This window comes from Dielma fastidiosa (assembly GCF_000313565.1).
Classification (GTDB): Bacteria; Bacillota_I; Bacilli_A; order Erysipelotrichales; family Erysipelotrichaceae; genus Dielma; species Dielma fastidiosa.
This window is the reverse complement of record NZ_HE578924.1, coordinates 24,370-46,124: the sequence shown is the minus strand read 5'-3', so window position 1 is coordinate 46,124 and position 21,755 is coordinate 24,370. Positions and strand designations below refer to the sequence as shown.

Sequence of the window (21,755 nt, the reverse complement as noted above, 5' to 3'; positions counted from 1 at the left end):
GTCCGTACACCTTAAACTCCATCTCACGGTTTAAATGCCGGCTGTATTCTTTATAATAAGCTGTTTTCATATTGCTGAATCTCCTTATTCCTGAACATATTTAATAAATTCCTGTACCTGTGCCATTGTTTTAAAGCGGGCGGTCACCATTTGATTACCCATAGCTGAAGCGAGGATATCCGGCATCCGCTCTTCCATTACAATCTGCGCCAGATACCGGCTCTTGATCTCCGCAAGCGTATGCTTGTATTTTTTTTCATCAAAGCGGCTTGCATAGACACAATAAAATTTATGCGCGCTTTCACCTCGACGGTTTTCATCATAGACAATCATATCCGCATAAATCTGATAGGCATCACAGAGATTGGCGAAGTCGATCATATCCGGTGTATATCCGCCGGCTGGCCGCATATTGACTTCCAGAGCCGCCCAATCGCCGGCTTTTCCGATACCCTCATGATCCTTGTTTAATTTAAAGAACTCAAAATGCACAAATCGGCTTCTCACCTGAAAGGCCTTCACGGATCGGCGGCCAAGGTCAAGCAGCTCAACAGGAACTTCCTTCATTGTATAATATGACATATTCTCATGATCGTTGACAATATCCATGATCGGTGTTGGAAAACAATGCGCTGTTTCAAAAATCGGCCGCTGGTGACTGTCGATAATAGCATCATAAGAATAAATCGTACCGTCAATAAATTCCTCCATGAAATAACTGACCTCTGGCTTTTGAAGATAGAAAGACTTCAGTTCTTCATCATTGGTGATTTTATATGTAGCACTGGCACCGACACCATTATCCGGTTTGACGATTAAAGGATAACCAATCTTGCGGACAAAAGGAAGATCATGCTGGTAATCGCTGACGAGCTGACCTCTAGCACATGGTATTCCTGCTTTTTGATAGCATTTCTTCATTCCTGATTTCAGTTTAAAGCCTGCCAGCTGACGTTTTTGAAAACCACTGGTAATATTAAAATCCGTCCGCAGCATGGCATCTTGTTCCAGCCAGTATTCATTGTTTGATTCCAGCCAGTCAATCCGCCCGTATTTATGAATGAAATAAGCCACTGCCCGCATCATATCATCGTAATTTTTCATGTCCTTAACATAATAATACTCAGTCAGACTTTGCTTTAATTCATCCATCAGCTGATCGTAGGCAACATCACCGATACCCAAAACAGTGACTCCGTTTTGCTTCAACCGGTCACAGAAATTCCAATAGCTTTTTGGAAACATCGGTGAAATAGCAATGTAGTTCATAAGCATCCCCCTTTATGATTAAGATTATTTTACCATAATTTTATTCGTGGTGTGAAAAAGTTTCTTGTATTTATGAATAATTTTCATTATAATGTGAAACAACAGAAAGAAGGTATTATTATGTCAGTAGAAAATGTCAGAGCTTATTTGAAAAAATTTAATAAGGATCAGGATATTATTGAGCTGGACGCGTCAACGGCCACGGTTGAGTTAGCGGCTGAGGCGTTGGGAACTCAGCCTGCCAGGATTGCTAAAACCTTATCGTTTAAGGTTCAGGACAGCTGTCTTCTTGTGGTCTGCGCCGGTGATATGAAAATTGACAACAGCCTCTTTAAACAGGAATTTGGAGTTAAAGCAAGTATGCTGAAAGGAGAAGAGGTCGAGGCGCTGAGCGGTCATGCAATTGGCGGCGTCTGCCCATTTGCGGTAGCTGAAGGCGTGTTGGTATGCTGTGACACATCGCTGCTTGCCTATGACTTTGTTTATCCAGCCTGCGGCAGCTCACATTCCTGCATTAAGCTGACGCCTGAAGAATTATTCACCTATGCGGCGGCTGATCGCTGGGTTACAGTGTGCAAACCTAGATATTAGGCATAATCAAGGGAACAATATTAAACTCTTTTATTGCACACTTAAAACTGTTGTCATATATGGTACACCTGATTTTGGCAACTGATGATTTAAATATGACAGAGTAAAAGAGCAAGTTTAATTAGAAGTTCATGCTAGATTAATTTCAACTTGTCCCCTCCTAAAGTGGAATTTAACTTTCACTTCAGAAAATTTAAAAACAAAGTATGATATAATGATAGTTATCAAGGAGCACGTTAGCTATATGGTACGAATGCAATTCATAGAGTTTTCTGTGTTATTCAAAAGGAAGGTGATTTAATAACATGACAGAGTTATATATCACTGTTATTACATTGTTTAAAACGATTATCCCATCTATTTTACCAATCATCAATTTTATCTTGCTTTTGTATATTATAAAATTACTTAAAAGTAAAAATTGATAAAACAAGGAATTAAAAGCACCGTCAGTGAGTTCGCTGGCGGTCTTTCATTTCCTATAAATCTTGGTTCTTAAATTCATGAATCGCTAAAGCAATTTCTAACGAACCACAGCATACTCATAGATATGATCTTGCTTATCATTCAAGTTTAATTGTTCAACGGCTGTAAAATCACCATATTTTTGGTCAGCTGCTTTTTGGTAAGGATAATCTGGTTATCTATCATCCAGCCCACCTAAGGAATACAGGCTACGGAAGAGTTAACACTCTCCACAGCCTGCATTTTTTCTTGTATTTAATTCGTTGTATAATCTTAGCAAGCAGACCATTTGGATAACCAAACGGTAAAAAATTATTAGGGCACACCTAAAATCTACGCACCAAATTGCTACGCTATGCAATGAGGAATCTACCGATTATTAAAATTGTCATTAATCTTTGGATTCGAGAACATAATAACTGTATTCAATCCTGAAGTAGAACAGAGTTCAAGTTCACCATATAAACAGATCGGTAACTGTCTATTGTTTTTAAAGCGTCTATCTGGATTACCTGATTTATTAACATATTTCCAAGTTTGACCAACTACCTGAGTATCTCCTGGGACGCACTCGCTTTCAATAAAACGTGTTGTATGGGAGTTAGAATTAATATCCGAATAATTCAACGCTCCAATTTTGCTTCCTTGCATAATAAAGAGCTTATCTGGCAAGAATAATAAAGTTTCTTTTCCTGCTTTGAATGAAGCAACTTGCAGATTCGCCTTAAACGGGAAAGGTGCTTTGTTTGTTGCTTTGCAGGCTATTCTATTGACAGTATTACTTGCTCCGGAAGCATACTTCTTATCAACTACTTTGCTTGTCTGCATAATCCTCCAGACTTTGGCACACTCAGTTATTTTTAGCATCGGTTGCATTCGTTCATCAATCACAGACTTTTGATCGTCATCAATAGAATAATCCAAATCAATAGTGCCTTTTGTTTTGACAAAAATTTTCAACGCTAAAAATGCAATAGCCAAAAGAAGCATTACAGGAAAGCCAAGTCCCCATATAACAGTTATCCACAAACCAATAGTGGATAACTTATTAAGTTTTATAGCTTTACTCGCAGAAGCGAGCATATCTTCTAAACCTTCGGATACCATCGCAGTTGCTACGTTATTTGCAATATTTTGTGTATCATATTGATTGTTGTCGATATATGAAATAGGTTGCTGATACGCTGGCGTATTACCACGTTCAGAACTTATGCTATTATTTTTTCCGCTTTCGTTAACGTAAGAAATTCCCGTGCCGGGGATGGATACACTTGTTCGTGTTCGCCCATTAGCAGTTTTAGTAACACGATAGCCTTTAACACCCCAACTATAACCAACACCTGATTTGCTCAGGTTTATTCTAAATCCGCCACCTAAATTGAGGCTCTTTCTATATCTAAATCCCATCTCTTTCTCTCCTTTTATTCAAGATTACCAACAGGTGAAAAGCCGCAAGTCTCGTTAAAATTCATATTATGCCTAAACTGTACTAATGAATCAGACGAATTTATGTAACCGAATTTAACGTTTGAGAAGTTCTGTCTGTCGAAATCAATGATAGAACGGTTTTTCCATTCAAAACAGTGTGAATGATAGTATTGCGTGCGTATTGGCAAGAGGGCAAACATATCCCTTGCTATACAGATACAAACACTATAAATATAATCTTGTAATAAAAGGTTATATTCCGTACTGTTCATCTTTTGCTTAGCTTCCAATAAGGTATTAACATTAACATTGAATTCAACTTCAATCTTCTTTGCATCATCTGTACCAAATTCGTAGTTGCTGCCATACATTAACAAGTAATCAAGAGGGTTCACCTCATTTTTCTTATAAATTATTTATTTAAAATCAAAGCCATGAAGATCAGCGGTTCATCGGTTGGATTTTCTAAACCATGCCGGTTATTGGCATCACAGAACACCAAATCACCCGGCTTAACCGGATAGGTCAAATCATTATCCGTATAAATGCCGCTGCCTGATAAGATATAATAGCTTTCCGTATCATCAATATGTTCATGAACGCCGATACTGCTGTGCGGATCAATCGTCACCTGGGCATACATCTTGGCTTTGCCATCCAATTGCTTATCATTCATCAGCCGTTCAATCTGAATAGTTCCGATACCGCCGGCTCTTTTTTCATAAATTTCTATTTTACGCTGGTTCATTTGATCACCTCACAGCTATTATAAAATAAAAATCTGTGAAAGCAACTGGTAAAGTGCTAAAATAAAAGACAGAAGGGAGTAGGACAATGGAAAATTTATTCAATGATCAATTTAAAGAACTGCTTCAGGCATATCGTGCTAAAATGCGGCATCTGCTGAAGAAAAATGGATTATATGCCGGTCAGGATGCGATTCTCTTTGTTTTGCTCTCACAGTCTGGTTTGACTCAGCAGGAGCTGGCTGAAACGTTAGCCCTCAGTAAATCAACCATTGGCACCTCATTAAAACGGATGGAGAAAATGGGTCTGGTAGAACGCCGGGCTTACGCCAAAGACAGCCGCTGTAAATGTATTTTTATTACTGAAAGCGGAAAAAAACTGGCAGATTCATGCCAGCAGGAATTAATGGGCTTTCACCGTTATATTTTCTCAGCATTTACTGAATCAGAAATTCAGCAAATTAATCTTATCCTTGAACAATTATGCGGACGGATCGAAGAATATCATCTTTAGATCAGTCCGTATTTTTTAAAGCTCTTATAAATGGCATCCTGATCCACACGTTCGCAGACATCATCGGCAATCTGCTTGATGCTTTCACGGCCATTGCCCATCGCAATGCCTACCTTGGCATGCAGAATCATTTCTTCATCATTTAATGAGTCACCATAGGCAAATGTATCAGCCAAATCAAGCCCATAATGTTCTAAAATGACATCCATACCGCTGGCTTTTGAGATCCCCAGTTTGATCATTTCACCATTGATTAAACCCATTCGTTTTTCACCATGGACTAAAATCTTAAAATAAGGTGATAAAACCTTTTCCATTTTCTCAATCGCAGCCATATCTGGGGCAAAGAACGTGCATTTATTGATCGGATCAAGATCGGGATTTAATTCACTAATCGAAGAGAAGTTCATCGTGCTGATCGCGAAGCGCGCCATCTCCGAATTCATTCCCTCGCGTTCTTTAAACATAGTCAGAAAACGCTGGTGAGCAAGCTCATCCTGAAAAGTCTTATGTTCTCCCTCCATGGAGTAGCCAATACCTAATTGATTCAATGTATCTAATACCAGTCTGACAATTTCCGGCTTAAGCTGTGTATAAAATAATTTTTGATCATTCACCTCAACATGACAGCCGGCAGCATAGATGGCACCATCAAAGCCAAGATCATGAACATCATGACTGACTGAGGATTTAACGCGGCCGGTGCAGATGATGCATTTATGACCGTTCTCCCGTGCCATCGCAATCGCTTCTTTTGTGGATTCCGGTATGCCATGCAGTACATCATGGTCAATCAGTGTTCCATCGATATCCAGAAATATGATTTTCTTCATGCTTACCTCCCTTTTTAAAAAATCGAAACCATTATATCACGAAATCTGATAAAAGTCTGATATAATAGTGGAAAAGAGGGTCTGACAATGAATGAAAAGAATCTAAAAGCATGGACATATTTCCTGAAATTTCAAGGTGAAAAACCCGCTGATACAACAAAAACAGTAAGCTGTAAGCAGCCGGTAAACGATGAACAAGCATGGCATGAGCTGCGCGGCCGATTATTAAAGGGTGAAGCGCTGCCCTTGGATGCATCAATGAGTGCAGCCTATCTGATGCTGCTGGATCATCAGGAGCAGCCGTCGCTGATTTTAAAAGCTGAGGCGGATGGTTTTTATGTGGAAAGCGATATTGAGGCTTATGTGCCGGAAGCGGATATGCCTAAACTGATTGAAAAGGGCAGACAATTTATGAAAGCAAACATGGTTCATGAATTTGCCAGTGATCAAATGATGAAGCTGCCGCAGCCGCCTTTATGCAAAGCTGCTGTTAAACCGCTGATACCGTTAAGCAAGGCGTTTTCAGAGCTTCCAATTAAGCAGGATTTCCTATCCATTATCAATGAACGGAAGAGTCATCGAGTATTTGCCAACGCGCCAATCAGCCTTTTAGAGCTTAGCTATCTGCTTTGGTGCACACAGGGCGTAAAGGAAGTAATCGGCAATGGTTATGCGACAAAAAGAACGGTGCCGTGCGGCGGTGCCCGTCATGAGTTTGAAACCTATCTGTCAGTGATGAATGTGGAAGGTCTGCCTTGTGGTGTTTACCATTATCTGCCGATGGAGCATGCCTTAGAGTGTATCAGAGAAGAAAATGATCTGCGCGCTAAGACTAGAACTTTGCTTTGTGATCAGGCATTTGCCGGCAAGAGTGCCGTTACCTTTATGTGGAGCTGTGTCTGTTATCGGGCTGAGTGGCGTTACAGCATCGATGCTCACCGCATAATTCTTCAGGATATCGGGCATGTCGGTGAGAATCTTTACCTGGCATGCACTTCAATTGATCTTGGCACTTGCGGTGTCGGCGCTTATCTGCAGAAGGAATGTGACGCATTCTGTGAGCTTGACGGTGAAGAAGAATTTATCGTATATACAGCGCCGGTTGGGAGGGTTTCATGATTTCCGTATGTACACTCAACCCAGCATTGAATTATACAATGCGATGTGAAGGCCTGCGCCTTTATGAATTAAATCAAAGCAGCGGTGAAGTCATGATGTGCGATGACGCGGGTGTCAATCTCTGTCAGATTTTTAAAGAGCTGCACAGTCCGGCAATCCTTAAGGGATTTGTGGCTGGCTTTACTGGTGAAGAATTGATTTCACATGTGAAAAAATTAGGTCTTGAGGAAGAATTTATACATTTAAAAGAAGGCTTGAGCCGGGTAAATATAACGCTGAGCGGCATTAAAAACACCTTGATTTCAGCTCAGGGGCCGATGATATCATCGGATGAAATTAAAGAATTATTTGATCAGTTTATCCTTTTAAAAGAAAGTGATACGCTGATTCTAAGCGGTGATGTACCGCCGTCATTGCCTGAGAATTTCTATCAGACAATTCTTGGTGTTGTATCGGCGAATCATGTGCGCTGCTGTGTGGATACAGGCAATGCTCAATTATCGAAGGTACTTGATTATCAGCCATTTCTTGTCAAGGTAAGTGAAAATCAGCTGGAGGAATTTTTCCAAACCAGAATTTATACATTAAATGAACTGATTGAGTATGCCCGTAAGCTGAAAGCGATGGGTGCCTTGAATGTGTTGGTATCAAGAGGAAAATTAGGCGCCGTATTGATCGATGAGCAGGATCAGGCATTGAATTGTCTGCCGGCAATTGAAGAGGTTGTCAGTTTGAATGGCTGTGAGGATGCGCTGCTGGCTGGCTTTTTAGCTGCTTATCTGGATACCGGCAATTACAAATCAGCGCTGAAAATCGGTGTGGCAGCCTATGAGGCGAGCGCTAAAGTTTTAGGCTTGGCCGATTATGCGGCGATCAAAGCCAGCTATGAACAATTCTTATAGTTGTTTTCTGTCTGAAAAAGCAGTACAATCATAGGACTGACTTTGGAGGAACGAAGATGAATGATGAAAAGAAAATTCAGGCATTAACTGAACAGATGGACTTGATCCGCATGGCGATTGAAGCGGCTTATGAGACGAGTGATAAGCAGACAACGCGTGTGGATTATCTATATGCTGAACTGGCTCAACATGCTGATTATCAGCGGCTGGCTAAGGAACACACGGCCCTGATGGTACAGCAGTTTAAGGAAAAGAGGAACTTGAATGTTTAAACATCCTTTATGGGAAAAATTAAAGCCGTGGATCGTGCTGTCTACATATATCTTAGTGCTGCTTACGGCACTGCTTAATTTTAAGACGGTCAGTGAGCATCTGCTGTGGGTGATATCACTCTTTAATCCGTTGCTTTATGGAATAGCGATAGCCTATGTGCTGAATCAGCCGATGAAGCATATTGAAAAATTTCTGAGATCACATATGAATCCGAAGGGCTGTCTTATAAAGCATGTCCGCGGTATTTCAATGGTGCTGACCTTGCTTCTGGCAGCTGTATTGCTGACGCTGATTTTTATGATTGTGATTCCGCGCATCTTTGCTTCTGTGGGTACTTTGGTTAATAATGTAACGGTACTGGTACGCGGTTTAGTGAATAATATGAATGATATTCTTGCATATTTTAATGTTGATCTGAATCTGATTGATTTGAAACAGGTAGAAACGTTCCTGAATATGCCATGGAATGAAATTGTGAATAATGCCATCAGCATTGCCCAAAAATGGCTGAGCAGTTCAGCTTCCGGCATCGTATCGACAACGGTGGCATTCGGCAATACCTTTGCAACTTGGTTTGCGGGATTTATGTTCTCTCTGTATCTTTTAGCAAGCAAAGAAACGCTGATCCGTCAGATAAAAAAGGTACTGGTTGTAATTTTTAAAGAAAAGGGTGCGAAGCGCTGTGTCGTTATCGGCCGCAAGGCAAATGAAATCTTTTCTGGTTTTATCGGCGGTCAGCTGATGGAAGCTTGTATTTTAGGTATTTTGTATTACATCGGCATGACGCTGTTTAAAATGCCGTTTGCGGAATTAATCAGTTCAATTATTGCGATTGCCTCTTTGGTGCCGGTCTTTGGCGCGATGTTTGGCATGATTATCGGCGCTATCCTTATTTTTACGATCAATCCGCTTCAGGCTCTGGTATTTATCATTTTCTATCAGGTGCTTCAGGAAATTGAAAATAATTTAATTTATCCGCGGGTTGTCGGCAGTTCAGTGGGATTGCCGGGACTTTGGACGCTGTTATCCATTTTTGTTTTTGGCGGCTTGTTTGGTGTGTTTGGTATGCTGACAGCGGTACCGACAACCGCGCTGATTTATAATCTGTTTGTGGAGTATGTCAATAACCAGCTTGAATCAATGGCAATTACTGTTGATGAGGAAATTCATCACTCAGCAGAAAATGCCTGAGAAATGCTTGAAAATAGAGGACTTAGCTTGTTTTGTATGAACAGCCATGGTAAAATTAAATGTACGAAAAAATGACTTAATAAAGGAGAATGATATCAATGAGTAAAATGTTATTTACTTCAGAATCTGTTACTGAAGGACATCCTGATAAAATATGCGACCAAATCTCTGACGCGGTGCTTGATGCGATTGTTGCTCAAGATCCAAATGCCCGTGTTGCGTGCGAAACTTGCTGTACGACAGGGATGGTTATGGTTATGGGAGAAATTTCCACAAAATGTTATGTAGACATTCCTAAAATTGCCCGTGAAGTGATTTTGGATATTGGCTATGACCGTGCAAAATACGGCTTTGACGGTACAACGTGTTCAGTGCTGACAGCGATTGATGAGCAGAGCGGCGATATCGCAATGGGTGTTGATAATGCCCTTGAAAGCCGTGAAGGCAGTGAAGCAGCGGAAACCGGTGCCGGTGATCAGGGAATGATGTTTGGTTATGCCTGTGATGAAACCGAGGAATTGATGCCGATGCCGATCTCATTGGCCCATAAGCTGGCTAAGCAATTGACAAAGGTACGCAAGGACGGCACTTTAAGCTATCTGCGTCCGGATGGCAAGACACAGGTTACCGTGGAATATGAAGATGATCAGGCTGTGCGTGTTGATACAATCGTAATTTCAACTCAGCATGCCGATGATGTGACATTGGATACGATTCGTAAGGATCTGATTGAGCATGTAATTAAAGAAATTATTCCATCTGCATTAATGGATGAAAATACGAAGATTTTTGTGAACCCTACCGGCCGTTTTGTTATCGGCGGTCCGCAGGGTGACAGCGGCTTAACCGGCCGTAAGATCATCGTTGATACATATGGCGGTATGGCTCGTCACGGCGGCGGTGCATTCTCAGGCAAGGATGCGACAAAGGTTGACCGTTCAGCGGCTTATGCGGCCCGTTATGTCGCTAAAAATATCGTAGCGGCTAAGCTGGCTAAGAAATGTGAAATTGAATTAGCTTACGCGATTGGTATCGCGCATCCGGTTTCAATCATGGTTGATACATTTGGTACTGGCAAGGTATCTGATGAGCGTCTGGCTGAGATTGTGGATCAAGTCTTTGATCTGCGTCCCAGCGCAATCATTGAAACCCTTGATTTAAGAAAACCGATTTATCGTCAATTGGCGGCTTATGGTCATATGGGACGCATTGATCTGAATGTGAAGTGGGAGCAGTGCGACAAGGTTGATGCCTTGCTGGCAGCTTTAAACGAAGCTTAAAAATTGGACAGCGCTGGCTGTCCTTTTAGTTGGGAGAAAACATGAAAAGTAGTAAGGTCGAACTGATACAGCGCGGATATGCCGATGAAGAAATGATTCAAGCGGCTAAGCTGAAAACAGAAGCAGAACTGATTAAGGACTTAAATTCAAAGCTGGCATGGGAGCGCACGGCGGCAGTCTATGCGCTGAAACAGCCGGATCGCTTTGCTTCACTCTATATTGAATTGCTGAGCAAAGAGAAAAAGCTTTATACACGGCTGGCGTGTTCAGAAGTATTGGCAGCAGGTGGTGAAGAATGCGCGCGCAGGCTGAGTGAATGGTTAGGTATGATCGGACATAACCAGCATCAATGCATCGGTTTGACATCAAAGAAAAAATCATATCCGCTGCCTAGAGACTTGATTGCCAGAATCATGGCGAAAATGGATGGCAGAATTTTGCCCGTGTTGTTTACTCAAGCGATATTCAGTGATGAAAAGAAGCTGAGTGAAGCGTTGGATGCGATAGGCTTTATGGTGTTCTATCATCCTGCTTTGGCAACTGAACAGCAGCTGCATCAAATACTCAGACTGTTTGATGTGTGTGAAAATGAAGTGATTCATTGGAAAGCGGTGACAGCCTTAAGCGCTTATCCAATCCCTACTGCATGCCGTTTCTTAGAAGTCTTATCCAGTACGGGTAATCCGCGACTGCAGCCGGAAATTCAAAGATCGCTGAACCTGCTTTACGATAAGTGTGATGATTGATTTCTGCGGCTTTAAGTTCAAAAATAGAAAGCTTTCATGTATAATGAAGACGGAAATGGCAGAGGTGAATTTATGGATTTAAATGAATTAGCAAAAACGGCAACCTTTGCCGGTGTTATCTTATTAGAAAACGGCGCTGAGACATACCGGGTTGAAGAAACGATGAGCAGAATCTGTGAACAGTATGGCGCCAGTGTTGTTGATGCGTTTGCAACCCCTACGATACTTATTGTATCTTTCTCTTATCATGATCAGCTGGTGCATAATATTAAAAGAATTCATTCACGCAGTGTTGATCTGCATAAGATTCATCAAATCAATGATTTATCACGCAATATTCGTGCGAATGCGCTGAGTGTTGAAGAATTGACAATGCGGCTGCGCGGTATCCGCAATGAAAAGCGTTATCCTTTTTTGGTAACTTTATGCTTTTCAGGCATCTGCACCTTTGGCTTTGCATTCTTTTTCCATGGCTCAATTCACGATGCAATCGCCGCTTTTGTAATTGGTCTGCTGATTAAGCTGTCGGTAAATCTAGCTGAACAGATTAAGCTAAACAGCTTTTTTGTGAATGCGTTAGGCGGCGCGGTGGCGGCATTATCAGCCATGATACTGACTTACTTAGGACTGGCGGATCATCTGGATATTGTGATTATCTCATCGATTATGCTTTTGGTGCCTGGACTTGCAATTACCAACGCAATTCGTGATACCGTTTCAGGGGATCTGCTTTCGGGTCTTTCAAGAACAGTGGAAGCCTTTCTTGTGGCGGTAGCGATTGCCATCGGCAGCGGTACGATCTTCATGCTGCTGGGAGGTTTTTAAGATGCTGATGTCAGGTTTTTCCGCCTTTTTGGCCTCCTTGGGCTTTGGCGTAATTTTTAATGTCAAGGGCAGACATCTGTTAGTGGCAGCCCTTTGCGGCGGTATCGGCGGCTTTACTTATGCGCTGGCTTTAACATTTAATATTTCGGAAACAATTTCACTGATGATCGGCTCCATCTGTTTGAGTCTGGCGTCAGAATTGGCGGCGCGGCGGATGAAGAGTCCGGTGACAACTTTTCTGGTCTGTGCCTTGATTCCGCTTGTTCCCGGCGGCGGCATGTATAATACGATGATTGAAATGGTTAAGGGTGATGTTTATCAGGCACTTGTAACCTGTGCGCAGACGATCATTGACGCGGGATCGATTGCGATTGGCTGCACGCTGGTAGCATCATTAATGCGGCTTGTATTTAAAGCGAAAGTGCGAAAGGAGACATGGCTGTGAAGAAAGTAGAATTGTTGGCACCCGCCGGCAGCATGGAAGCCCTGATCGCGGCTGTGCAGAATGGTGCGGACGCGGTTTATTTGGGCGGCGCTCATTTTGGCGCGCGTGCTTCCGCGGTTAATTTTAATCATGAACAGATGCAAGAGGCAATAAGCTATGCACATCTGTATGGCGTAAAGGTATATGTGACGGTCAATACATTGATTCGCGATGAAGAGCTGGACGCTTGTCTTGACTATATCGGCACTTTGTATGAAGCTGGCGCGGACGCACTGATTATTCAGGATCTCGGTTTGATGAATTGTGTCAGACACCGTTATCCTGACTTTGAACTGCATGCGTCAACGCAGATGCATATTCATAACCGTGACGGCTTAAAAATGCTGAAAAAATGGGGAATTAAACGCGGTGTTCTGGCTCGTGAAACACCTCTTGAGCTAATTAAAGAATTATCGGATGAAGGTATTGATCTGGAGGTTTTCGTTTACGGTGCTTATTGTGTGAGTTACAGCGGTCAGTGCCTGATGAGCAGTTCCATCGGTCATCGCAGCGGCAACCGCGGTGAATGTGCCCAGTCATGCCGTCTGCCGTATAAACTGATGCGTGAGACAAATGGTAGTCAGTCAGTGGTGGAAACCCAAGGAAAGTATCTGCTTTCCCCTAAAGATCTCAACACGTTGAGTATTGTTGATGAGCTGATCGAAGCCGGTATTGATTCCTTTAAAATCGAGGGCAGGATGAAACGGCCTGAATATGTGGGCTTAGTAACAGCCATGTATCGTGAGGCAATTGATGCCTATTATGCGAAAAAAGTCGTTCATGTCGATGACGCTAAGCTTGAAGCGATGCAGAAGCTGTTTAACCGCGGCTTTACCTTAGGTCATCTTAAGCATAAGCTCGGCAATGAATTAATGAGTACGATCAGACCCAATCATGTCGGTATAGAAATTGGTCAGATCGTGGCGGTAAATAAAGATAAAATCAGTGTTAAGCTGCATCATGAATTGAATCAGGGGGATGGCATCCGCATTCTATGTGAAAATGAGGATGTTGGCTATGTTGTAAACTATCTGTATAAAGACAGGCTGCTTGTAAATCATGCCGATGCGGGAGATGTTGTCGAATTGAAACGCATGGGCGGTGAGAGAATCAAGGCACCGGTACTGAAAACCAGTGATGTGCGCCAGCTTAATGAACTTGGAAAACAAAATCAAGACGGCCGCCGTAAGGTAAAGCTGCATGGTAAAATCATTTTGCGTGAGCATGAACCGGTAATTTTACAAGTGTGGGATGATCAATATAAGACAGAAATTCTCAGCGATCAATTGGTAGAAAGGGCGGTTAAAACACCGCTCGATGAAGAACGCATCCGCACTCAGCTGATGAAAACCGGCAATACACCTTTTAGCTTTATCGATATAAGCGTTGAGCTGGAGAAAGGGATGACCTTCCCTATATCGGCGCTGAATGAAATGCGTCGGCAGGCTTTGTCATCGCATGCCCAAAAACGTCAAGCCATCTGTTTGCGGATACCTAACCCACAGCCGATGCCGCGTATACAAAATGAAGCAGAACCACTATCACTCATTGTTTCTTGTATGAATGAGGAGCAGGTAAACAGTGCCTATGCGTGTGGGATTGAAAAGGTAACGGTATCTGAACGTGAACTCTATAACCGCTTGAAAGTCACCTATCCTGATTTAATATTCAGTTATCCGCGGATTATGAAGCACCATTATGACATCCCCGGCATAATTCAGGAGGTCGGTGGCTTAAATCATGAAAGCATCATGGCTGGCAGCGGCTTAAACTGTTTCAATGCGCAAAGCGCGGCTTTCCTCTTTGCGTCAGGTGTCAGGACAGTGCAGCTCTCTTTGGAATGCTCCCTTGCGCAATGCGCCGCATTGATTGAAGCTTATCGCCGATATCATGAAGGCGGTAACTTTGCCGCGTTGATTTATGGCGCCTATGAAAATATGCTGATGGAAGCATGCCCGGTAAATATGGCACTCTCAGATGGTCAAAAGCAAAGCTGCCGCTTATGTAAGGGGAACGATCGCTATTATCTGCAGGATCAAAAGGGTCAGCATTATCCGCTGCGTGGTGATGAGGATTGTATCATGCATCTATATCATAGTGAAAAAAGAGATTGGCGGCCGCAGCTTAAGGAGTGTCAGCAGGCAGGAATCAATACTTTATTAGTTAATTTCACGTTTGAAAAGGCTGATGAAGTGAAACGTATTTTAAATGAAATAAGGAGGGATTTGCAATGATCAAGCTCATTGTCAGTGATCTGGACGGTACGCTGCTTCAGGAAAATCATCTGATGAATCAGGAAACTATAGATGAAATAAAAAAACAGATGGCGAGGGGCGTCGACTTTATGGTGGCAACCGGCCGTGATTATCCTGGTGTTACACCAATCTTTGAAAATACCGGCATTGATCCTGAGCTGATCTTGCTGAATGGCGCTCAATATCGGGATCATGGCGGTGTGATTAAGGATAACATACGCTTAAGCGCGTCACAGATTAAAGCGGTGGGTGAAATCTTTGCCCGCTTTCATGTAGTATGGAATGTATATACTGCGGATGGCATCGCATCCTTATTTAATGAGGAAGAAAATCTGGATGCTTTTATGGAAACCGCTTGGCTTGATGGTTTCTGCACACCGGATACAAGCAAAGAAACCTATCGGGATTTTTATGTGGGCTTAAAGGTTTATTCAACGATTGATGAATTGCTGGCTCATGAACCGGATATTTTGAAAATGGAAGTCCATGATGGAGATCGTGAAAAAATCCATCAGCTTCAGGAAGCGTTAATGCAGGTAGAAGATATTGCTATCGCAATTTCCAAACCGATTAACATTGAGGTGACGCATGCCGATGCGCAAAAAGGCATCATGCTGATGAAAGCCATTGAAAAGCAGGGATTATGCAGCGATGAAGTTATGGTTATCGGTGATTCAGCCAATGATCTTTCAATGCTGACGCGTTTTAAATATTCCTTTGCGGTAGCCAACGGTGCCCAAGCAGCCATTGAAGCAGCTAATTATCTTACGGCAGATAATACTGATTTAGGTGTGGTGAAAGCGATCCGTCAGCTGTGCAAGGATTAAATTGATGGAATAAAATGATATTTTCAGTTGAAGTTAAATGTGTAAATTCCAAAAAAAGCGATGAAATCAAGGGTATCTAATTTTATGAAAATTCAGCGAATATTTTCATTCATCAAAGTGCCTGAAAACGCTTGCAATAATTCTGATTTGCGATACAATAAAAGTACCAAAGAAGAGAGGGAGTGATGGTCATGAATCGAAGCGGAAGAGTTGTTGTTTTTGTGAAGGTTCATGCTGGAGCTCGCAGTGAGAATGCTTTTGTGTGGTTTTAAGACGGACGTGTGCGAATGCGTTCGTTTTTTTTACACAGAATCTCTTTTCTTGAACTGTTTAGACTGCTAAACAGGTTAAATTCGGACAATCTTGCTTCAGGCAGGAAATGATTCATAAAGGAGGAAATAATCATGGATCAATTCAATGAGGTGTTCTGGAACAGTGCAGCAAATGGAGATTTTACAGCTATCTGTGCAGAAATTAAAAAAGGTGTTAATGTAAATTATCAAAATGGTGAGGGAAGAACAGCATTAATGCGCAGTGCGAAGCGCGATTATAAGGATATTGTGCGGGTTTTGATTGACAATGGAGCTGATGTGAATATCAGAGATAATAATGGTAAGACAGCAATTATGGGTGCTGCGAAAAAAGGCAATAAGACAATTGTAAAGAAATTGATTGAAGCTGGTGCTGACATCAACGCGCAGGACAATAAAGGCCGCAGCGCACTGCATCGTGCCGCTTTCCAGGGCATGGATCGTGTGATTGAAGAATTATTAAAGAATGGCGTAGAAGTAAACGTTCAGGATGCTGAGGGCAGAACACCTTTAATGGAAGCTTGTCTGGCATTTAAATTTGATGTTATTAAACAGCTGGTGGAAGCCGGCGCTGATGTAAATACTGCGGATCATCTTGGCTGTACAGCATTGATGAGAGCCGCTTACGGCGGTTATGTTGATCTGGTTAGCTATCTGCTGGATCATGGCGCTGATAAAGAGGCTGTGGATAAAGAAGGTAATAAAGCAGTTCATTATGTACGTGAACATTGTCTGGCTGAGCTTAAGCCAATTTTGAAATAGGAGGATCTGCAGATGCGAGATTATTTAGCACATGAGGTAAGAAATGTTACTGTCCTTGGGCACAGCGGTGCCGGTAAAACAGGAGTTCTTGAAGCGATGCTTTATTTCACAAAGGCCAGTGACCGTTTTGGTAAGACCAGCGAGGGAAGCTCTCTGATCGACTATGATCCAGAAGAAATCAAACGCGGTATTACGGTTTATTCAACAATCGTGCCAATTGAATGGCGGGATACCAAAATCAATTTCATCGATACACCGGGTTATCTGGATTTCATCGGTGAAGCGGAAAGCGGCTTGGCAGCCGGCGACAATGCGTTAATCGTCGTGGGCGCTAAAGAAGGCGTGCAAAGCGGTACGCAGACAGCGTGGGAAGCCGCCCAGTCCAGAAAGCTGCCGACCATTTTCTTTATCAATAAATTAGATGAAGAACATGCTTCATTTAAGAAAACGTATGAAGGATTGCGTGAAGCTTTCGGCAAGACAGTAATTCCATTTGAAGTACCTATCGTTGAAAATGGTGAGGTTGTTGGTTCAATCAATATTCTGCGTGATAAAGCATGGTATTTTAAAGGTGAAAAAGCAAACCGTGATAAGGCGTGTGACGTACCTGATGATATGAAGGATGAGGTTGCGGAATATAAGAATCAGATTGCTGAAGCGATTGCTATGGGTGATGATGAATTAATGGAAAAATACTTCTCCGGTGAAGAATTCAGTGAAGCTGAATTAACCCGCGGTGTGCGCATTGGTGTTCGCAGCGGTGAGATTCGCCCGGTATTCTCTGGTTCCGCGATCAATATGACCGGTATCGAACGTCTGATGGATCTGATCGTTAAATATTTCCCAACTTATGGTGAAAATGGTACTGTGACTGTAACGGATATTGAAAAAGAAGAACCAGTTGAATTGCAGACAACAGAAAATGAAAAATTCACGGGTCTTGTATTTAAGACGATTGTTGACCCATTTGTTGGCCGCATTAGTTTTATCAAGGTTAAGAGCGGTACATTGAGCGCTGATTCCAATGTCTATAATCCTAAGAAGGATAAGATGGAAAAAATCGCGCAGATTTATATTATAAAGGGTAAGCATCAGACAGCGGTCGGCAAGCTGTTTACCGGAGATATTGGTGCGGTGACAAAGCTTGGTTATACGCAGACCAATGATACACTGTGTGATAAGGGCTGTCATTATGCCGTTGATCCAATTAAATTTACTGAACCGATGCTGGGTGTTGCGGTATGGCCAAAGTCAAAGAATGATGATGACAAGCTGAGCAACGCGCTGGCTAGAATGGTTGAGGAAGATCAGACATGCCGTTTAGTAAATAATAAAGAAACAAAGGAAAATGTATTCTATGGTGTTGGTGATCAGCATATCGATGTGCTGGTTTCTAAGATGCGCGCTAAATACAAGGTTGAGGTTAATCTGACTGTGCCTAAGGTTCCATATCGTGAAACCATTAAGAAGACCGTAGTTGGTGAAGGCCGTCATAAGAAACAATCCGGCGGTCATGGACAATTTGGCCATGTATTTGTGGAGTTTTCACCAAATCCGGATACTGAAGAAATGGTATTCGAAGAAAAGGTATTCGGCGGTGCCGTACCTCGTCAGTATTTCCCAGCGGTTGAAACCGGTTTGCGTGAATGCATGAATAAAGGTTATTTGGCAGGCTTTAAGGTTGTTAATCTGAAAGCTACACTGCTGGATGGTAAATATCATGATGTCGATTCAAGTGAAATGGCCTTTAAATTGGCGGCTCATTTAGCTTATAAGGATGCAATGCCAAAAGCAAATGCAATTCTGCTTGAACCAATCGTAACGGCTACAGTTGTGGTGCCTGATGAATATACAGGTACGATTATCGGTGATTTCAATAAACGCCGTGGTACGATTATGGGTATGGATATGGAAAATGATCATCAAAAGATTACGGCTGAAGTACCTTTAGCTGAAATGATGAAATATCCGACTGATCTTCGTTCTATGACTCAGGGCCGTGGTGTTTATACTCAGAAGTTTGAGCGCTATGAACCAGTACCGGCAAATATCGCGGAAAAGGTAATTGCCAATACGAAGAAGGAAGAAGAGGAAGAATAGAATAATTAGAAAACCGTGGTTTCATATGAGCCACGGTTTTAATTGCCAATAAGCGTTGAAAGCCTGACTATCTATTTCATATCACGTTTATCTGAGTGCTTTTGTGATATAATAACGATATGCGAGTTAAGATGAAAGCATCAGATAATATATAATCGCCGAGCTTAAATATATGTTTCAATAAAGGAGCTGATTTTATGAGTAATTATGACCCACCCTTCCATATTACAGAAAAAATGATGAATTTGGTTTCAGAAATCAGTGAACAGATTGGGCGTATCAACGTGCTTTCTCACGGAACTTTGAATCCTCACTTAAGAAAAGAGAATCGTATCAGAACCATTCACTCTTCATTAGCAATTGAACACAATTCATTGTCTTTGAAACAGATGACAGCGATTCTTGATGGTAAGCGGGTGCTTGGTGATCCAAACGAAATAAGAGAAGTAACAAATGCATTTGAAGCTTATGAAATGATGCTCTCATTAAATCCATTATCTATTAAGGATTTATTAAAAGCACATGAGACAATGATGAAAGGATTAATAAAAGAAAATGGCGTTTTTCGACATGGCGGTGTCGGTGTATTTGATGGCGAGCAATTAATTCATATGGCACCTCCGGCTAAATTTGTACCCGATCAAATAAATGACTTACTTAATTGGTATTCAACTTCACAGCTTCAGCCTTTGATTCGCAGTGCGGTCTTCCATTATGAATTTGAATTTATTCATCCATTTGCAGATGGCAATGGACGAATGGGAAGAATGTGGCATAGCCTTCTGCTTGGTCAGTGGAAAGAAATCTTTTATTGGCTGCCAATAGAGGACTTAATTAGATTAAGACAAGCGGAATATTATGACGCGTTGGGTAAAGCTGACAGAGATGCAGACAGTGCTGTATTTGTTGAATTGATGTTAGAAATTATATTAGATACTGTAAAAGAAATAGTAGTTGTGGGTGAAGATGAAAATAATAGTGGCGCAATTAACGAATCAGTTCAAAAATTGCTTAATGTGATGGGAAATGAGTCACTTCCTTTGATAGAAATAATGCGAAGATTAAACTTGTCACATAAACCGACATTTAGAAAGAATTACCTTTTGCCTGCTCTGAATTTACAGCTAATAGAAATGACAATACCTGATAAACCAAATAGCCGAAACCAAAAATATCGCAAAAGAACTTGATCGCTCACCGATCAAGACAGCGACCAAGTCAGCGATCAAGATAGGGTTCAGTATATGTATCAATTATACCATTAAAAGAGGATGTGACATTGAGTGAAATGTTCGCATCCTCTTTACTATGTATTACTTATAATCGATAATCGTATCAACAAATTCATCTAAGAAATATACCGCAGGAAACTAATCATTGCCATAATAAAGGATGCCCCGTCATTTGAGCATCCAATTAATGTTTGATTAATAGAATATTCAGGCGCTGCTAATTATGAATGGCACTTATCAGACAGCACTTCGTTTTTCACGTGCTTTTTTATTCAGCGAAATGAGTGAGAAAACAGCTGAAAAAATAATGATTCCCACCGAAATTAAAAATGTTTGGTTATAGCCTGACTCGATGGATGGCGCGATATCCATTAACGCGCCAAAACCAGCTGAGGCAAAAAGTATACCGAAATCCATCATAAAATAAAAAGTTGCATTGGCGGTAGCACCGCGTTCAGCAGGAGAATCCACGATTGCTATAGCATTTAAAGTAGGCGAGACGATTGCCATCCCTATGCCGTAGCAAGCGCCGGCAGCTAAGAAAGCAATATAAGAGGTCTTAGCAGTAAAAGCTAATAAGAGCAAGGCAGCGATCATTGCTAAATGCCCTGGAATAATCATGATTAAGGCGCCATATCGATCAGCAACTTTGGAGGTTAATAAACGAACTGCCAGCATTGCCACGGCCGCAACTGTATAAAAAAATGAAATCTGTGTGGAATTTAATAGTAAAACCTCTTGTGCATAAACGGTTAAGAAAACAAGAATACATGCATAACCGCCAAAGAATATCGTGTTAATAAGGGAAGCAATAATTGCTTTTTTCTCAATCAGCTTCCATATACCTTTATACTCTGCCGGTGTCTTATCCGCCATTGTATTCACTTTATCAGCTTCAATTACTGGTGATTTCTGCTTTTTTTCATAATTCATAAACCAAGCGAATACAACGCCGAGGGCATAGGTAATTGAGCAGACAAGAAACATTGTGGAATAGCCGCCCATATCAACAAGTGCCAGCCCAAGCATAGGCCCAAAGGCGAATGATATGGTATTACCGAGATTAAACATTCCCATGCCTTCATTCATTTGATCACGGGCCACAATATCTGAAACGACAGAAGCCATGGCAACCGTAACGATACCTTTTGCCACACCCTGCAATACACGCACACCTAAAGCAACGCCTGGCAGCGGGATTAAAGCCATTGCTATGGTAGGTACTGCAAACAGCAGACAGCCATATATAATTGAAATCCTTCGGCCTTTGATATCGGCAATCCTGCCGCCGAAGAATGCCATAAGAATGGAACCAAAATTAAAGAAAGATGTCAGCTGACCGCCTAAAGATTTAGAATTCCAAGCGATATTTGCATAAGAAGCAAGGTTACTGTCAAGCATCCGCATGCATATATTCGTCGCTAAAGCTGCTAAGCATACTAAAATAAAGTCCTTTGTCCAAATAGATTTTTTATTCATAATCAACAACCTCCTTGATCATAAGCGTGTATTCATTACCCATATAAGCTGAATATCGATAAATGAAATACATAATAAATATGAATAAAGAAAGGCTGAATTTTTGAATTCAGCACTTTGCAT

Annotated in this window: 20 protein-coding genes; 15 read left to right on the top strand and 5 right to left on the bottom strand. The window is 41.7% G+C overall.

The window, feature by feature from the left end; translation table 11 throughout:
- Nucleotides 1-84: 84 nt before the first annotated feature.
- Nucleotides 85-1,269 carry an ATP-grasp domain-containing protein gene (locus tag DAHG_RS03540; protein WP_022936946.1) on the bottom strand — a complete coding sequence of 395 codons (1,185 nt, stop codon included), beginning with the start codon at nt 1,267-1,269 and terminating at the stop codon, nt 85-87.
- A 120-nt stretch (nt 1,270-1,389) separates the two neighbouring features.
- On the opposite strand from DAHG_RS03540, the gene DAHG_RS03535 reads away from it, so the two are divergent.
- Nucleotides 1,390-1,860: a YbaK/EbsC family protein gene (locus tag DAHG_RS03535; protein ID WP_022936945.1), complete on the top strand. Its 471-nt coding sequence runs from the start codon at nt 1,390-1,392 to the stop codon at nt 1,858-1,860.
- Between the two features lie 834 nt (nt 1,861-2,694).
- Here DAHG_RS03535 and DAHG_RS03530 read toward each other — a convergent pair.
- Both DAHG_RS03530 and DAHG_RS03520 read right to left on the bottom strand, forming a co-directional pair.
- Nucleotides 2,695-3,732, bottom strand: a complete 1,038-nt coding sequence (locus DAHG_RS03530; protein ID WP_022936944.1) for a DUF4236 domain-containing protein — start codon at nt 3,730-3,732, stop codon at nt 2,695-2,697.
- A gap of 433 nt (nt 3,733-4,165) precedes the next feature.
- On the bottom strand, nt 4,166-4,501 hold the full coding sequence (locus DAHG_RS03520) for a cupin domain-containing protein (RefSeq protein ID WP_022936942.1): 336 nt from the start codon (nt 4,499-4,501) through the stop codon (nt 4,166-4,168).
- 86 nt (nt 4,502-4,587) lie between these two features.
- Between DAHG_RS03520 and DAHG_RS18680 the strand changes: the two genes are divergently transcribed.
- A complete protein-coding gene (locus tag DAHG_RS18680; RefSeq protein ID WP_022936941.1) occupies nt 4,588-5,013 on the top strand; it encodes a MarR family winged helix-turn-helix transcriptional regulator in 426 nt (141 codons plus the stop codon).
- On the opposite strand, the gene DAHG_RS03510 is transcribed toward DAHG_RS18680, so the two are convergent.
- Nucleotides 5,010-5,846, bottom strand: a complete 837-nt coding sequence (locus DAHG_RS03510) for a Cof-type HAD-IIB family hydrolase (protein ID WP_022936940.1) — start codon at nt 5,844-5,846, stop codon at nt 5,010-5,012. The two genes, DAHG_RS18680 and DAHG_RS03510, sit on opposite strands and share 4 nt — an antisense overlap.
- Before the next feature lie 87 nt (nt 5,847-5,933).
- On the opposite strand from DAHG_RS03510, the gene DAHG_RS03505 reads away from it, so the two are divergent.
- From DAHG_RS03505 to DAHG_RS03445, 13 genes are all read left to right on the top strand, one after another.
- On the top strand, nt 5,934-6,965 hold the full coding sequence (locus tag DAHG_RS03505; RefSeq protein ID WP_022936939.1) for a SagB/ThcOx family dehydrogenase: 1,032 nt from the start codon (nt 5,934-5,936) through the stop codon (nt 6,963-6,965).
- Entirely contained in the window at nt 6,962-7,867 is a 906-nt protein-coding gene (locus DAHG_RS18675) for a 1-phosphofructokinase family hexose kinase (protein ID WP_022936938.1), read from the top strand. The genes DAHG_RS03505 and DAHG_RS18675 overlap by 4 nt, the downstream gene beginning before the upstream one ends.
- 56 nt (nt 7,868-7,923) lie before the next feature.
- A complete protein-coding gene (locus DAHG_RS03495; RefSeq protein ID WP_022936937.1) occupies nt 7,924-8,139 on the top strand; it encodes a hypothetical protein in 216 nt (71 codons plus the stop codon).
- Nucleotides 8,132-9,331: an AI-2E family transporter gene (locus DAHG_RS03490; RefSeq protein WP_022936936.1), complete on the top strand. Its 1,200-nt coding sequence runs from the start codon at nt 8,132-8,134 to the stop codon at nt 9,329-9,331. Before DAHG_RS03495 ends, DAHG_RS03490 begins: the two co-directional genes overlap by 8 nt.
- A gap of 98 nt (nt 9,332-9,429) precedes the next feature.
- Nucleotides 9,430-10,611, top strand: coding sequence for a methionine adenosyltransferase (gene metK, locus DAHG_RS03485; protein WP_022936935.1), 1,182 nt, complete (start codon nt 9,430-9,432; stop codon nt 10,609-10,611).
- 41 nt (nt 10,612-10,652) lie between these two features.
- Nucleotides 10,653-11,357: a hypothetical protein gene (locus DAHG_RS03480; protein ID WP_022936934.1), complete on the top strand. Its 705-nt coding sequence runs from the start codon at nt 10,653-10,655 to the stop codon at nt 11,355-11,357.
- Nucleotides 11,358-11,429: 72 nt separating this feature from the next.
- Nucleotides 11,430-12,182: a threonine/serine exporter family protein gene (locus DAHG_RS03475; protein ID WP_026880791.1), complete on the top strand. Its 753-nt coding sequence runs from the start codon at nt 11,430-11,432 to the stop codon at nt 12,180-12,182.
- Nucleotide 12,183: 1 nt separating this feature from the next.
- On the top strand, nt 12,184-12,627 hold the full coding sequence (locus tag DAHG_RS03470) for a threonine/serine exporter family protein (RefSeq protein WP_022936932.1): 444 nt from the start codon (nt 12,184-12,186) through the stop codon (nt 12,625-12,627).
- Nucleotides 12,624-14,900 (top strand): peptidase U32 family protein, encoded by a 2,277-nt coding sequence (locus DAHG_RS03465; RefSeq protein ID WP_022936931.1) that lies wholly within the window; start codon nt 12,624-12,626, stop codon nt 14,898-14,900. Before DAHG_RS03470 ends, DAHG_RS03465 begins: the two co-directional genes overlap by 4 nt.
- Nucleotides 14,897-15,748 (top strand): HAD family hydrolase, encoded by an 852-nt coding sequence (locus tag DAHG_RS03460; protein ID WP_022936930.1) that lies wholly within the window; start codon nt 14,897-14,899, stop codon nt 15,746-15,748. Before DAHG_RS03465 ends, DAHG_RS03460 begins: the two co-directional genes overlap by 4 nt.
- Before the next feature lie 404 nt (nt 15,749-16,152).
- Nucleotides 16,153-16,821 (top strand): ankyrin repeat domain-containing protein, encoded by a 669-nt coding sequence (locus tag DAHG_RS03455; RefSeq protein ID WP_022936929.1) that lies wholly within the window; start codon nt 16,153-16,155, stop codon nt 16,819-16,821.
- 12 nt (nt 16,822-16,833) lie between these two features.
- Nucleotides 16,834-18,921: an elongation factor G gene (gene fusA, locus DAHG_RS03450; RefSeq protein WP_022936928.1), complete on the top strand. Its 2,088-nt coding sequence runs from the start codon at nt 16,834-16,836 to the stop codon at nt 18,919-18,921.
- 197 nt (nt 18,922-19,118) lie between these two features.
- A complete protein-coding gene (locus DAHG_RS03445; RefSeq protein WP_022936927.1) occupies nt 19,119-20,111 on the top strand; it encodes a Fic family protein in 993 nt (330 codons plus the stop codon).
- A 279-nt stretch (nt 20,112-20,390) separates the two neighbouring features.
- Here DAHG_RS03445 and DAHG_RS03440 read toward each other — a convergent pair whose 3' ends face one another.
- A complete protein-coding gene (locus tag DAHG_RS03440) occupies nt 20,391-21,632 on the bottom strand; it encodes an MFS transporter (protein WP_022936926.1) in 1,242 nt (413 codons plus the stop codon).
- Between the last annotated feature and the right edge of the window lie 123 nt (nt 21,633-21,755).

Bases quoted from the DNA above. Each gene is read 5' to 3' on its own strand.
- DAHG_RS03540 (WP_022936946.1), bottom strand. From the start codon at position 1,269: ATGAACTACATTGCTATTTCACCGATGTTTCCAAAAAGCTATTGGAAT.
- DAHG_RS03535 (WP_022936945.1), top strand. From the start codon at position 1,390: ATGTCAGTAGAAAATGTCAGAGCTTATTTGAAAAAATTTAATAAGGAT.
- DAHG_RS03530 (WP_022936944.1), bottom strand. From the start codon at position 3,732: ATGGGATTTAGATATAGAAAGAGCCTCAATTTAGGTGGCGGATTTAGA.
- DAHG_RS03520 (WP_022936942.1), bottom strand. From the start codon at position 4,501: ATGAACCAGCGTAAAATAGAAATTTATGAAAAAAGAGCCGGCGGTATC.
- DAHG_RS18680 (WP_022936941.1), top strand. From the start codon at position 4,588: ATGGAAAATTTATTCAATGATCAATTTAAAGAACTGCTTCAGGCATAT.
- DAHG_RS03510 (WP_022936940.1), bottom strand. From the start codon at position 5,846: ATGAAGAAAATCATATTTCTGGATATCGATGGAACACTGATTGACCAT.
- DAHG_RS03505 (WP_022936939.1), top strand. From the start codon at position 5,934: ATGAATGAAAAGAATCTAAAAGCATGGACATATTTCCTGAAATTTCAA.
- DAHG_RS18675 (WP_022936938.1), top strand. From the start codon at position 6,962: ATGATTTCCGTATGTACACTCAACCCAGCATTGAATTATACAATGCGA.
- DAHG_RS03495 (WP_022936937.1), top strand. From the start codon at position 7,924: ATGAATGATGAAAAGAAAATTCAGGCATTAACTGAACAGATGGACTTG.
- DAHG_RS03490 (WP_022936936.1), top strand. From the start codon at position 8,132: ATGTTTAAACATCCTTTATGGGAAAAATTAAAGCCGTGGATCGTGCTG.
- metK (WP_022936935.1), top strand. From the start codon at position 9,430: ATGAGTAAAATGTTATTTACTTCAGAATCTGTTACTGAAGGACATCCT.
- DAHG_RS03480 (WP_022936934.1), top strand. From the start codon at position 10,653: ATGAAAAGTAGTAAGGTCGAACTGATACAGCGCGGATATGCCGATGAA.
- DAHG_RS03475 (WP_026880791.1), top strand. From the start codon at position 11,430: ATGGATTTAAATGAATTAGCAAAAACGGCAACCTTTGCCGGTGTTATC.
- DAHG_RS03470 (WP_022936932.1), top strand. From the start codon at position 12,184: ATGCTGATGTCAGGTTTTTCCGCCTTTTTGGCCTCCTTGGGCTTTGGC.
- DAHG_RS03460 (WP_022936930.1), top strand. From the start codon at position 14,897: ATGATCAAGCTCATTGTCAGTGATCTGGACGGTACGCTGCTTCAGGAA.
- DAHG_RS03455 (WP_022936929.1), top strand. From the start codon at position 16,153: ATGGATCAATTCAATGAGGTGTTCTGGAACAGTGCAGCAAATGGAGAT.
- fusA (WP_022936928.1), top strand. From the start codon at position 16,834: ATGCGAGATTATTTAGCACATGAGGTAAGAAATGTTACTGTCCTTGGG.
- DAHG_RS03445 (WP_022936927.1), top strand. From the start codon at position 19,119: ATGAGTAATTATGACCCACCCTTCCATATTACAGAAAAAATGATGAAT.
- DAHG_RS03440 (WP_022936926.1), bottom strand. From the start codon at position 21,632: ATGAATAAAAAATCTATTTGGACAAAGGACTTTATTTTAGTATGCTTA.